The 12,537-nt window shown below is 65.0% G+C and carries 10 protein-coding genes; 4 read left to right on the top strand and 6 right to left on the bottom strand.

Features of this window, described 5'->3' with window-relative positions; all coding sequences use genetic code 11:
- Positions 1–43: 43 nt before the first annotated feature.
- Both RBB18_RS11775 and RBB18_RS11770 read left to right on the top strand, forming a co-directional pair.
- Positions 44–3,040: a hypothetical protein gene (locus RBB18_RS11775; RefSeq protein WP_306121249.1), complete on the top strand. Its 2,997-nt coding sequence runs from the start codon at positions 44–46 to the stop codon at positions 3,038–3,040.
- A gap of 230 nt (positions 3,041–3,270) precedes the next feature.
- Positions 3,271–5,199, top strand: coding sequence for a cation:proton antiporter (locus tag RBB18_RS11770; protein WP_103762417.1), 1,929 nt, complete (start codon positions 3,271–3,273; stop codon positions 5,197–5,199).
- A gap of 132 nt (positions 5,200–5,331) precedes the next feature.
- Here RBB18_RS11770 and RBB18_RS11765 read toward each other — a convergent pair whose 3' ends face one another.
- From RBB18_RS11765 to RBB18_RS11745, 5 genes are all read right to left on the bottom strand, one after another.
- Positions 5,332–5,841, bottom strand: a complete 510-nt coding sequence (locus RBB18_RS11765) for a CarD family transcriptional regulator (protein WP_103762416.1) — start codon at positions 5,839–5,841, stop codon at positions 5,332–5,334.
- A 311-nt stretch (positions 5,842–6,152) separates the two neighbouring features.
- Positions 6,153–6,491 (bottom strand): ferredoxin FdxA, encoded by a 339-nt coding sequence (fdxA, locus tag RBB18_RS11760; RefSeq protein ID WP_103762415.1) that lies wholly within the window; start codon positions 6,489–6,491, stop codon positions 6,153–6,155.
- A gap of 81 nt (positions 6,492–6,572) precedes the next feature.
- Positions 6,573–6,953 (bottom strand): RNA-binding S4 domain-containing protein, encoded by a 381-nt coding sequence (locus tag RBB18_RS11755; protein WP_306110690.1) that lies wholly within the window; start codon positions 6,951–6,953, stop codon positions 6,573–6,575.
- 1 nt (position 6,954) lies between these two features.
- Positions 6,955–9,789 (bottom strand): helicase-related protein, encoded by a 2,835-nt coding sequence (locus RBB18_RS11750; protein ID WP_306110689.1) that lies wholly within the window; start codon positions 9,787–9,789, stop codon positions 6,955–6,957.
- 26 nt (positions 9,790–9,815) lie between these two features.
- Positions 9,816–10,319: a tetratricopeptide repeat protein gene (locus RBB18_RS11745; RefSeq protein WP_245890433.1), complete on the bottom strand. Its 504-nt coding sequence runs from the start codon at positions 10,317–10,319 to the stop codon at positions 9,816–9,818.
- Between the two features lie 126 nt (positions 10,320–10,445).
- On the opposite strand from RBB18_RS11745, the gene RBB18_RS11740 reads away from it, so the two are divergent.
- On the top strand, positions 10,446–10,733 hold the full coding sequence (locus RBB18_RS11740; RefSeq protein ID WP_057792812.1) for an SCP2 sterol-binding domain-containing protein: 288 nt from the start codon (positions 10,446–10,448) through the stop codon (positions 10,731–10,733).
- A 5-nt stretch (positions 10,734–10,738) separates the two neighbouring features.
- The gene (locus tag RBB18_RS11735; protein ID WP_342749718.1) at positions 10,739–11,758 is read left to right on the top strand and encodes an alpha/beta hydrolase; all 1,020 of its coding nucleotides are present in this window, start codon (positions 10,739–10,741) and stop codon (positions 11,756–11,758) included.
- On the opposite strand, the gene RBB18_RS11730 is transcribed toward RBB18_RS11735, so the two are convergent.
- Positions 11,682–12,512, bottom strand: a complete 831-nt coding sequence (locus RBB18_RS11730) for a fumarylacetoacetate hydrolase family protein (protein WP_103762412.1) — start codon at positions 12,510–12,512, stop codon at positions 11,682–11,684. The two genes, RBB18_RS11735 and RBB18_RS11730, sit on opposite strands and share 77 nt — an antisense overlap.
- Between the last annotated feature and the right edge of the window lie 25 nt (positions 12,513–12,537).

Here is a 12,537-nt window from a genome sequence, read left to right as displayed (position 1 = left end):
AGGGGGAACCCCCTGCCGGGTCCGTGGTGCCAGAGCGTTGTAAATGAAACCGAATTTTGCCCTGACCCTGTCCTTTGAAGGCATCAGCCTTCTGCATCGTGCCTTCCCCGGCTGGCACATGGTGGGTGAGGTCAGCCTCGACAACACGGACCTGACCGGCGCGCTCTCGGACCTCCGCCAGCGAGCGGAAGACCTCGACAGCAATCCTATCCGCTCCAAGCTGGTCGTCCCCAACGACCAGATACGCTTTATTCAGTTCGACTCGGAAGGGCTCGAAGCGGACGAGATCGCCCCTGCCGTACACCGCGCGCTCAACGGAGCGACACCCTACGCGGTCGACGATCTGGCCTATGACTGGTCGATCTCCGCCGGGCAGGTGCATGTCGCCGCCGTCGCCCGCGAAACCCTGACCGAGGCCGAGGCCTTCGCCACCGAACACGGCTTCAACCCGCTTTGTTTCGTCGCTGTTCCCGAGGGCCGCGATTTCGTTGGCGAGCCATGGTTCGGCGAAACCAAAGCCGCACCCTCCCTTCTGCCTGAAGGCGGGCGCATCGACCGCGACACCGCCGCGATCCGCGTCATCGGCATCGCCCCCATGCCCGCCGCAACGGCGGACGCCGCACCCGAGGCCGACCTCGAAGGCGCACCCGAAGCCGGCGCATCGCCCGATCCGGAGGTGCCGCCAACGCCCGAACCCGACCTCCCGCCGCCGCCACGGCCCGAGGTACCGCCTGCGCCACAGCCGGACCTTCCGCCACAGCCCGAACCCGAGGTTCCGCCCGTACCCGGCACGCCCCCCGCGCCGGACCCCGAGATCGAGCCCGACACCGATCCGGTGCCTGACATCCCGCCCGAACCGACGCCGACACCGGACCCGGACATTCCCCCAAGCCCCACACCAGGGCTTGGCGACGAGGATGCTGTCACACAGGCCAGCCCCAAGGACACTGGCCCTGAAACGCAGAACGAAGGTGCCGAGGCTGTCGCGGAAAAGCCCGCCGACCCGCCCGCGCCCGATGCCGCGCCAGCCGTCGCCTTCAGCTCGATCCGCGCCCGGCGCGACGAGCTGCCCACGGTACCGCGCCGCCTGACCGGTGCAACACGCGATGCCGCGACCCCGTCCGCCGAAACACCAGCCAGCGAGGCGCCCCGCGCCGAACCCACGCTTACCGCGGCACCGCCCCCGACCGCCGACACCGCCGCCGCCAAGGTAACCGGCAGGCCTCAGGACGCACTGCCGGCGGACGCCGCCGCGCGAATCGGCGCATCGCTGCGTCCCTCCGACGACAGCCGTCTCGCCCCGGCGGATGACGACCTGCCTCAGGACGACGGAGTGGCGGCCGCGCCTGTCCCCGATGACCCTGACGATGGCGCCGACATTCCCCCGCCGCCGGCCTTCATGGCCGACCGCACCGACCCGGCGCCTTTCGATCTTCCCGATGATACGCCCAATGCCCCCCTCGCGGCACCCGCAGTTGCGAGGTCGTCCCCCTCCGCCGCGCCGCCCTCCGGCCCGCTCTCCTTCTTCTCCCGCCGAAAGGCCCCCAAGCCCGACAAGCGTCAAGCCGCGCGCACCGCCACGCGGCCCACTCCCGAGGCCCAGCGCGAGCAGGAACGCCAACGCATGACCGTCTTCGGCGCGCGCAAATCCGCCTCCGTCGGGGGCAAGCCGCGCTTCCTCGGTCTGATCCTCACCGCCGTTCTGCTGATCTTCCTCGTAGGTGTGGCCGCCTGGGCCTCGATCTTCCTCGAAGACGGCATTTCTCGTGTCTTGCGCGGCGATCCCGATCCCCAGGAACAGATCGCCGCCACCCCCGACGCCGAACTGCCGCCCGGCGACACCGCCACCGCGCCCGAAACCGAGGCCGAAGAGGACGGCGAAAGCGTTCTCGCCGCCTTGCCCGGCGTCACCTCCGACGGCGCAGAGCCAACCCGCGCCGACCCGCAGCCAGAGCCAAGCCCGGCCGAACTGACCGATCAGCAGGCACGCACCCGCTACGCCGTCACCGGCATCTGGCAACGCGCCCCGGACGCGCCCTCCGATCCCGGAGCACAAACGCTCGACGATTTCTACCTTACCTCGATCGATCCGAAAGTCGTCGAACAGGACGCCGTCGCCCTGCCCGCCCCCGAAAGCCTGCGCGGCGACACACGCCCCGACACCCCCGCCGATCCGGCCGCCGCCGACACCATGTTCACCATGGACACGCGCGGCCTCGTTCAGCCAACCCCCGAAGGCGCAACGAGCCCCGACGGCGTGTTGGTCTATGCCGGTCAGCCCGCGCTCGTGCCCCCTGACCGCCCGGCAGAAACCCTTGCTCAGCCGGGCGAGGACCCGGCCGAGGCCGCCGCGCGCATCGAAGCGCTTGAACGCATCGCCGCGCTGCGTCCCCGCGTCCGCCCCGGCGACCTTGCCGAAACCAATCAGCGCGAAACGCTCGGCGGTCGCACCCGGGACGAGCTTGCCTCCCTGCGCCCCCGCCTGCGCCCTCAAAGCGCCCAGCAATTGGCAGAACAGGCTGCCGCCGAAGCAGCTGCGGCGGCCACGTCAGAGGCAGTCTCGCCCGACCCCGAGGCGGTCAACGCCGCGGTCCAGGCCGCTGCCGCGGTTCCCGCCCCCGACCCCTTTGCCGGGGCGACGGCCCAGGCGGTCAAGGTGTCGGTCAAGCCCAACGTCCGTCCCCGCAACTTCGACCGCATCGTCCAGCGCAGCAAGCGCCTTGCCGAACAGCAAGAAGCCCGCACCGCCGCCACTGCCGTGCCCCGCAATCAGCGCATTTCGCCCAGCGGCCCTACGCCGACCACGGTCGCCCGCGCCGCGACTGAAAAGAACGCGCTGCGTATGCGCCGGGTCAACCTGATCGGCGTCTACGGCAGCAACTCCAACCGCCGCGCCCTCGTGCGGCTGGCGAATGGCAGCTACAAGAAGGTCAAGGTCGGCGACCGGCTCGACGGCGGGCGCGTCGCCGCCATCGGAACCAGCGAACTGCGCTACGTGAAATCTGGGCGCTCGGTCACGCTCACCATGCCGCGCGGCTGACCCCGTCCCCGACTGACAGTCGCATAGTTGGTTTGCCCGAAAAGCAAGGCACACCCGCTATTTTATATACTCTGAACATCGGCAAAAGGCGCACCGAATGGACCAGTGGCTAAAAAAACAGCGGCCACGTTCCGATCCAGTGCCAAGCCGTTTGCACAAGTGTCACCCGCAACGCATACTCTGACCGTGGCGGCGCGTCGCCCCACTCCCGAAAACTTCGCAGGAGTCCCATGGAAGGGTTTTTCTTTCAGGCCACCGTTTTCCTCGCCGCCGCCGTGATCGCGGTGCCGCTCGCCGCCCGGCTGGGGCTGGGCTCGGTTCTTGGCTATCTCGCCGCCGGTATCGCCATCGGCCACATTCCCGGCCTCCTGGGCGGCCACGACGCCGAGGAATTGCAGCATTTCGCCGAGTTCGGCGTGGTCATGATGCTCTTCATCATCGGGCTGGAGCTGGAACCCAAAGCGCTCTGGGACATGCGGCACAAGCTGATCGGACTGGGGGGCCTCCAGATCACGCTGACCACTGCAGCGGTGATGCTTGGCTGCATGGCGCTCGGCGTGGTGTGGTCCGTGGCGCTGGCCATCGGCATGGTCTTCGCGCTGTCCTCGACCGCCATCGTTCTGCAAACCCTGTCGGAGAAGGGCCTTATGCAAACCGGCGGCGGGCGATCGACCTTCTCTGTTCTGCTGACACAGGACATCGCCGTCATCCCGATGCTGGCTTTCCTGCCGCTTCTGGCCCTGCCCAAGACGCCGGACATGATCTTGGGCGAAACCCTGCAACGGCTGGCTGACGAGGGCCACACCGCCGAGGGCGACCACGGAGGCGCGCCGGTCCAGGTTGCGCAGTCCATGATTGACAGCCTGCCCGCCTGGGGCGTGACCCTTCTGACACTGGGCGCGGTGGCCGGCATCATCATCTTCGGCGTCTACGCCACCCGCCCGGTGTTTCGTTTCATCCATCACGCCCGTCTGCGCGAAATGTATACCGCGCTGGCGCTGTTGATCGTCGTGGGCATCGCTTTCGTGATGAACCTCGTGGGTCTCTCACCCGCTCTCGGCGCTTTCCTCGCGGGCGTCGTCCTTGCCTCGTCCGAGTTCCGGCACGAGCTGGAAAGCGATATCGAGCCTTTCAAGGGCCTGCTTCTGGGCCTCTTCTTCATCACCGTGGGCGCGGGCATCAACTTCTCGATCCTCTTCGCCTCGTTCTTCACGATCATGGGGCTGGCCTTTGCCATCATCCTGATCAAGGGCAGCATCCTCTACGGGCTGGGCCGGATCTTCGGCCTTAAGGGGCGCAACCTCTGGCTCTTCACGTTGGGCCTTGCCCAGGCAGGCGAGTTCGGCTTCGTGCTGATCAATTTCTCGGGTCAGAACAACGTGATCCCGCCCGAACTGCGCGAGACGCTGCTGCTGGTCATCGCCATTTCCATGCTAATCACGCCGCTGCTCTTCATTCTCTACGATTATCTGGCCCCCCGCATGATCGATCCGTCCGAGGCCCAGGAACCCGACGAGATCGACGCAAAAGGCCCCGTGATCATCGCCGGCATCGGTCGCTTCGGGCAGGTGGTCAACCGCATGGTCCGCTCCTCGGGGTTCGAGACGGTCGTTCTCGATCACGACCTTGCCGCGATCCAGCGGATGCGCCGCTTCGGCATCAAGGGCTTTCTGGGCGATCCCGGCCGGCCCGACCTGCTGCACGCGGCTGGTCTTGCCGATGCCAAGGTGCTCGTGGCCGCGCTCGACGACGCGGACGCCACCACCCGCCTCGTGGCCTTTGCCCGGCGCGAGCGGCCCGACCTGCATATCGTGGCCCGCGCCCGCGACCGCACCCACGTTTTCCGCCTTTACAAGGCCGGCGCAGACGACATCGTGCGGGAACTTTTCGACAGCTCCCTCCGGGCCGGGCGCTATGTGCTGGAAAACATGGGGCTCACGGAGTTCGAGGCGGCAGAGTTGCAAAAGACCTTCTACCACCACGACCGCGACTCTGTCCGCGACCTCGCCGCCTTGTGGGACCCCAACATTCCAACCATCCAGAACGGCGCCTATATCAAGCGCGCCAAGGAGTTGGAGGCGGAATTGCAGACCATGCTTCTGTCACAGCTCGAGGAGAAGGCCGCAGACGACATTTCCAACGACCGCAAGGAAGCATAGGCTGGCGTTTTACCTGCGCATACATGGTCATCAAATGCGATCCCGGACTTGATCCGGGATCTCTCCGATCAGCGCAGAAAAGAAAAGGCCGCACCCTTCGGCACGGCCTTTCCCTTCAATTTCCGATCCGTATCAGGCCGCGCGCGAGATCAAGACCTCGTCGACTTCCTTGGCCGCCTGCACCTCGTCGCCACCGCTGACGGCGGCCACTTCGCGGGTCAGACGCTCCAGCGCCGCCTCGTACAACTGGCGCTCGGAATAGCTCTGCTCGCGCTGGTCGTCCGTGCGATGCAGGTCGCGCACCACCTCGGCAATCGCGATCAGGTCGCCCGAATTGATCTTCTGTTCGTATTCCTGCGCCCGACGCGACCACATCGCCTTTTTCACCTTGGCCTTGCCTTTCAGCGTGGTCATCGCCTTCGACACCACGTCGGGGCTCGACAGGCTGCGCATGCCGATTTCGGTCGCCTTGTGGGTCGGAACCCGTAGCGTCATCTTGTCCTTTTCGAACGAGATCACGAACAGTTCCAGTTCGATCCCGGCGATATCCTGCTTCTCGATCGACATGATCTGGCCAACGCCGTGCGCAGGGTACACAACGTAATCGTCAGGGCGAAACTCGGACTTCTTCGATTTGCTCATTCAGGTTTTCCTCGCAAGCTTCCCAGTTCAAACTTGGCGGAGCATCTCCCGGGGCGGCGGGCCATCAGGGTCTGGCGTCAAGCACAAAGAAATCCACCTCCCATGCGTCAGCGCGGGCAGATGGATAATATATGGGCGGTGTCTACATTTGTAACGATAGTGTATCACAAAAAACGGGCCACAGAAAGCGGCCTCTACGCATCAGACTGATTACACCTGAAACGTCAGGGTGTTACAGCGATCTCTTCAGGCAAAACATGAGGCCCTGATCGTTTGATCAAACGAATCGGTTTAATCTGAACGAAGCACCTTCAGCCGCCTTCGCCCGGCGCTTCCGAGAAGTACTTCTCCAGCTTGCCCTCTTCCCCGTCGCGCTCGTCCGCCTCCGGCAGCGGATCCTTCTTCGTCACAATCACCGGCCACATTTCAGAGTATTTGCGGTTGAACTCCACCCATTTCTCCATGTCTGGCTCGGTGTCGGGACGGATCGCGTCTGCCGGGCATTCAGGCTCGCACACGCCACAGTCGATGCATTCGTCGGGGTGGATCACCAGCATGTTCTCACCCTCGTAGAAACAATCCACGGGGCACACCTCGACGCAGTCGGTGTATTTGCACGCGATGCAACTGTCATTGACGATATAGGTCATCTTTCGCCCCGGTCCTGATCTGTTCAGGGTCACGTAATCCAGTCCGGCGGATCATTCAAGCGCCAGACGCGCAATCGCGGCTCACGAACGCGTTTCACGATCCATCTTGCGTCGGTCCTTTTTCGTCGGGCGCCCCTTGCCCTCGTATCGCGGGGTGTGCGGCTCGGCCAACCTGTCCCGGGGCTTTGGCGGGTCAAGGTCGTCATACAGCGCCTGCGCCTCGGGCGCCGGGCCTCTGCGTTCGCCCACCGCAAGGATGCGGATCACGCGGATGTCGTGCTCTTTGGGAAAGGTCAGAACATCTCCGGGCCGTACCGACGCGGACGCCTTGGACACCCTTTGCGCGTTGACCCGCACATGCCCGCCGGTCACCAATTTCGTGGCCAGGCTGCGGGTCTTGAAAAACCGCGCATGCCACAGCCACTTGTCCAGCCGGATCTTCGGCTGGCCCGGATCGCTCATGTCAGGACTTGTCCTTCAGCCCCATAAGGGCCGCTGCGAACGGATTGTCGGGGTCGATCTTGTCTTTCTTCGCGGGCTTGGAAGAAAAGCTCTTGGCCCCCTCCTCACGGCGCGGCTTGCCCTTGGGTTTACCGCCTTTGGGACGGGGCTTGCCGCCCTGCGGCTTGCCGCGGCCCTCGCCCCGGGGTTTCGCCGCGCGCCCGGCCCATGTGAAGGTGTAAAAGACCTCCATCTCGGTCTCGTCCTTGGCAGCGTCCGGCACCTCGCCCAACGGCACTTCGGTTTCGGACACCTCGGGAATATCCGCCTCGACTTCCGGGTCTTCGGGCGGCACTTCCGTCACCGGCGCCAGCCCGTCCTCGGGAATTTGCTCGCCAGCATCCTCCGCCGTGTCCGCCTCCTCCCCGGCACCGGCCTCGGACGGCTCCGGCGCGTCGTCCAGCGCCGCATCCACCGGCTTGACCTTTTCACGCTCGCCCTGCTCCGCCTTGTAACCAAGGCCCTGCATCAGGTCGGCAAATTGCTCCAGCGTCATGCCGGTGATCGACAGCATGTCGGCGTTGGCCTCAAAGCCACCGCGACTGTCCTCGGAGCGCAGCATGTCCGCCAAACGCTCCAGCATGTCGATACGGATCGCCCGTTCACCGGCAGCGCGGTAGCCCGACATCGAATGATATCCGCCCGGCGCGCTGGTGCCCGCGGGCACCGTCACCAGCCCCGGCGGCGGCGCCTCGGGGAATTCCAGCAGCCCCATTTTCAAAGACCAAAGCACCAGCCGCAGGCGCGTCGGCGCGGGTTTCAGCAGAAGCGGCATGAAAATCGTGAACTGGCCAAAGCGCACACCGTGCTTGCGCAGTTGCCCACGGGCATCCTGATCCAGCGCCTTGACCTCGTCGGCCACCTCGCCGCGCGGGATGATCCCGAAATTCTCCACCAATTGGAACCCGAAGCCGCGCGCCAGCCCTGTCAGCTCCTCGTCGCGTTGAATGTTCAGCAACGGCTCGAACAGCGTCGCCACCTTGCGGTCGATGAAATGCTGCAACCGGCGCTGCACCTTCTGCATCACCTCGGGCCCGGCGGTGTCGTCCACGAACGCCTCGACCTGTGGCTTCAACGGATCGGCACCCGCCACCAACTTGCCCACGGCGCTTTCGCCCCACATCAGGCCGCCTTGTTCGGTGAAATCGATCTCGGTGTCGGGCGCGTTGTAGAACTTGTCCGCCCGCAGATGGAAATGCGGCGCCAGCGCCTGAAGGCTGGCCTGCGCGACCGCCTTGGCCTCCTGTCCGCCCGCCGTCTTGTCCTGGCGGAACCGGAACCCTTCCAACCGTCCGACGAATTCGCCTTCGACGGTCACTTCACCTTTGTCATTCACTTCGGCCACGATGGCGTCCTTCTGCTTGAGCCGGCGCATCAGCACGCTGGTGCGCCGGTCCACAAATCTTTGCGTCAGCGCGTCATGCAACGCGTCCGACAGGCGGTCTTCTACAGCGCGGGTCGTTCCGCGCCAATGGTTTTCGTCCCCGACCCAGCCCTTTCGCTGGGCAACATAGGTCCATGTGCGGATATATGCCAAACGCTTGGAGAGCGTGTCGATATCCCCGTCCGTCCGGTCGATCCGCGCCACGTGCCCGGCCAGCCACTCCTCGCTGACGCGGCCATGTTCATGCAGGTCACTGAATATACGCTCGAGCAGCCCCGCATGTTCCGCGTGGCTGATCCCGCGAAAATCCGGCACCCGGCACACATCCCACAAAAGCCGCACCGACGCCCCGTCGCTGGCCCGCGCGGCAATCTCGGCATCTTCGGCCAGCGTGCGCAGCACGACAAGGTCATCCGCCTCACGGGCGCGGGCCAGCCAGTCATCCTCGGGCTTTTGCTCCAGCGAGGCGATCAACGCGTCGACCGACCCGAATTGCAGCGCCGCGTTGCGCCATTCCAGCTTGCGAATGGGGGTAAAGCGATGATCCATGATCGCCTGTGCCATGTCGTCCGGCAGCTCCGGCGCCTCGCCCGTCACCCCGAACGTGCCACTGGTCATGCCCCGCCCCGCACGCCCGGCGATCTGGCCCAGTTCATTGGGAGCAAGATTGCGCATCCGCCGCCCGTCGAACTTCGTCAGGGACGAGAACGCGACGTGGTTGATATCCAGATTCAGCCCCATCCCGATGGCATCGGTGGCGACCAGGTAATCCACGTCGCCATTCTGATAGAGATCCACCTGCGCATTGCGTGTCCGGGGGCTCAGCGCGCCCATGACGACCGCCGCACCGCCCTTCTGACGGCGCAAGAGCTCGGCGAAAGCATATACATTTTCAACCGAAAATCCCACGATCGCCGAGCGCGCGGGCATCTTGCTTATCTTTTTCGAACCTGTGTAGGTCAGTTGGGACATTCGCTCGCGTCCGACGAATTCCACCCCCGGCACCAGCGCCGAAATCGCGCCGCGCATGGTATGGGCGCCCAGAAACTGCGTCTCTTTCTGCCCCCGCATCCGTAAAAGACGGTCGGTGAAGACATGCCCCCGTTCGGGGTCGGCACATAGCTGGATTTCGTCCACCGCGACGAAATCCGCACCCATCCCCTCGGGCATCGCCTCGACCGTACAGACCCAGTATTGCGTCCGCGGCGGCACGATCCGTTCCTCGCCGGTGACCAGCGCCACCACCGACGGGCCGCGCACCGCGACGATCTTGTCATAGACCTCCCGCGCCAGCAGGCGCAGCGGCAACCCGATCACGCCGGTGCGATAGCCCAGCATCCGTTCAATCGCGAAATGGGTCTTCCCGGTATTCGTCGGGCCCAGGACCGCCAGGATCCTCGACTGCTCGCCCATGGGCTTTGCCCCTTGTCGTCTCGTGCTTACAGGTCCCGGCCGCCGATTTCGCGTTCGACCAACGGCAAGACCTGTTCCACGTCTTGATGATGCGGATGCAACGCCAGCACAAGGTCGAATGCCTGCTTGGCCTTCTCATAGTTCTCGACGTGGTAAAGGATCCCGCCAAGGCTTGCGATGGCGTTGTAATGTCGCGGGTTCAGCGTCAGCGCCCGTTCGATGTCGGCCAGCGCGGGCCCGAACTTCTCGGCATCAGCATAGGCCATCGCCCGCATGTGGAACCCTTCGGCGAAATCCGGCGCATGATCGGTCAGCGCCGTGAAATGCTCGATCGCCGCCTTGGTGTCGCCCGCCTCCAATGCATCGCGCCCCCGTTTCAGCAGCAGGTCCGCCGTGGCAGAGCCCGACCGCGTCCAGGCCAGCTCGATTTCCTTGGATATTCGGTTGGCCTCCTGTGGCTCGGCCTCTTTCAACTGCTCGAAAAGCGGGTCGAGCGCCGAATCCTGCGCCGCCGCGGGTAAGGAAAACATGACTAACGGCAAAACTGCCGCGACGATATATTTGGAAAGTCGGTTCATAACGCCCATAACGTACCCAGTTTAGCGCGCATGGCCGGGAATCAAAGCCCCCGGTCGATCAAATCTGGAGGAACTGACATGAGCGACGTAACGAAATCCGCGGTCGAGGCCCTGTCCGCCAAGATGAATGGCAGCTTCGACGGCAGCGCCAAGTTCGTGATCGAGAACGAGGGCTCCATCGTGATCGACGAATCCGGCGTGCGTGAAGGCAATGACGAAACCGACGTCACCATGACCGCCGACGCCGACACGTTCCAGTCCATCCTCGAAGGCGATCTCGACCCGACCGCCGCCTTCATGTCCGGCAAGCTGTCGGTCGACGGCGACATGGGCACCGCGATGAAACTCGGCTCGGTCCTGTCGTAACCCCCATGCTGACGGACGCGCCCTTCTTCTCCGATATTGCCGATGGCCCCGACGGTGGCCGCGCCTTCTGGTGCGACACTGCCGACGGGGTGCGCATCCGGCTCGGGCTCTGGCGTCCGCAGGACGATTCGGGCGAAAGCGCAGGCACGCTCCTGCTCTTTCCCGGTCGTACCGAGTATATCGAGAAATACGGCCGCACCGTCCGGCAATTCGCCGCCGCGGGCCTGACCACGCTGGTCGTCGACTGGCGCGGTCAGGGCTTGGCCGACCGTCTGATCGAAGACAAGATGTCGGGCCACGTCCTGCATTTCGACGACTACCAGCACGACGTCGCCGCCATGGTTGACGCCGCGCAAAAGCTCGACTTGCCGAAACCGTGGTTCGTTCTGGGCCATTCCATGGGCGGCGGCATCGCGCTCAAATCGGTGATGGACGGTCTGCCCGTGGCGGGCGCGTCCTTTTCCGCGCCGATGTGGGGCATCCGTATCTCGGCTGCGCTGCGCCCGGTTGCCTGGTCACTGGGATGGAGCAGCCGCAGCGTGGGCTTCGACCATGTCTACGCCCCCGGGACCTCGCCCCAAAGCTACGTGCTGGTCGAACCGTTCGAGAAGAACCGCCTGACCACCGACGTCGAAAGCTACCAGCACATGATCGCCCAGGTTACCGCGCACCCGGAACTGACCATCGGTGGCCCGTCCCTGCGCTGGCTCTACGAATCGCTGATGGGCACGCGCCAGATGTGGCGCCGCCCGTCCCCCGACCTGCCCTGCCTGTGCCTGCTTGGGTCGGACGAGGATATCGTCGACGTCTCCCGCGTTCATGACCGCATGTCACGCTGGCCCGGCGGCGAACTGGAAATCGCCGAAGATGCCCGTCACGAGGTACTTCAGGAAGCGCCACAGATCCGCGACGCCCTTATCGGCAAGCTGATCGACTTCTACGCGAGCGTCAGGGATCGGCACGCACCGTCTGGCGCTGACGCCCAAGCCCCCGGATCTCCAACTCCATCACGTCGCCAGGCTTGAGGTAACGCTTGGGGTTGCGCCCCATCCCCACCCCCGGCGGCGTGCCGGTGGCGATGACGTCTCCGGGCTCCAGCCGCATGACCTCGCTCAGATGCGCGATGATCTGCGCCACCGTGAAAATCATCGTCGAAGTGTTGCCGGTCTGCATCCGCTCCCCGCTCACATCCGCGGACATATCAAGGCTTTGCACGTTGCCCACCGCGTCCGGCGTCACCAGCCACGGCCCGATCGGCCCGAACGTGTCGCAACTCTTGCCCTTGGTCCACTGCCCGCTGCGCTCGGTCTGGAAATGCCGCTCGGACACATCGTTGACGATCGTATAGCCCGCGACGTAATCCAGCGCCTCAGCCTCGCTCACGTATTTCGCCTCGCGCCCGATCACCACGCCAAGTTCCACTTCCCAATCCGCATGGGTCGATCCGCGCGGCAGCACCACATCGTCATCCGGTCCCACGATGCTGGAAGTGGCTTTCATGAAGACAACCGGCTCGGCCGGCGGCTCGATCCCGATCTCCGCGGCATGATCGCTGTAATTCAACCCGATACCGATAAGCTTGCCGATTCCCGCAACCGGCGGCCCCAGCCGTGGCGTGCCGTCCACCAGCGGCAGCTTTTCGGGGTCCAGCTTCGGCAACGCTCCCAACGCGGCACCGGAAATCTCGGCCATCACGCCGCTCAGGTCCCGCACCCGCCCTTCGGCGTCCAGCATTCCGGGCTGTTCCCGCCCCGGTGCCCCGTATCTCACGAACCGCATTCTTCGTCCCCTGTCTCGTTTCACC

Source organism: Roseovarius sp. MMSF_3298 (assembly GCF_030733705.1).
GTDB lineage: Bacteria > Pseudomonadota > Alphaproteobacteria > Rhodobacterales > Rhodobacteraceae > Roseovarius > Roseovarius confluentis.
This window is presented reverse-complemented; position numbering and strand designations above follow the sequence as displayed.

Bases quoted from the DNA above. Each gene is read 5' to 3' on its own strand.
- RBB18_RS11755 (WP_306110690.1), bottom strand. From the start codon at position 6,953: ATGAGCGATCCGGGCCAGCCGAAGATCCGGCTGGACAAGTGGCTGTGG.
- RBB18_RS11750 (WP_306110689.1), bottom strand. From the start codon at position 9,789: ATGGGCGAGCAGTCGAGGATCCTGGCGGTCCTGGGCCCGACGAATACC.
- RBB18_RS11775 (WP_306121249.1), top strand. From the start codon at position 44: ATGAAACCGAATTTTGCCCTGACCCTGTCCTTTGAAGGCATCAGCCTT.
- RBB18_RS11735 (WP_342749718.1), top strand. From the start codon at position 10,739: ATGCTGACGGACGCGCCCTTCTTCTCCGATATTGCCGATGGCCCCGAC.
- fdxA (WP_103762415.1), bottom strand. From the start codon at position 6,491: ATGACCTATATCGTCAATGACAGTTGCATCGCGTGCAAATACACCGAC.
- RBB18_RS11745 (WP_245890433.1), bottom strand. From the start codon at position 10,319: ATGTTTTCCTTACCCGCGGCGGCGCAGGATTCGGCGCTCGACCCGCTT.
- RBB18_RS11740 (WP_057792812.1), top strand. From the start codon at position 10,446: ATGAGCGACGTAACGAAATCCGCGGTCGAGGCCCTGTCCGCCAAGATG.
- RBB18_RS11770 (WP_103762417.1), top strand. From the start codon at position 3,271: ATGGAAGGGTTTTTCTTTCAGGCCACCGTTTTCCTCGCCGCCGCCGTG.
- RBB18_RS11765 (WP_103762416.1), bottom strand. From the start codon at position 5,841: ATGAGCAAATCGAAGAAGTCCGAGTTTCGCCCTGACGATTACGTTGTG.
- RBB18_RS11730 (WP_103762412.1), bottom strand. From the start codon at position 12,512: ATGCGGTTCGTGAGATACGGGGCACCGGGGCGGGAACAGCCCGGAATG.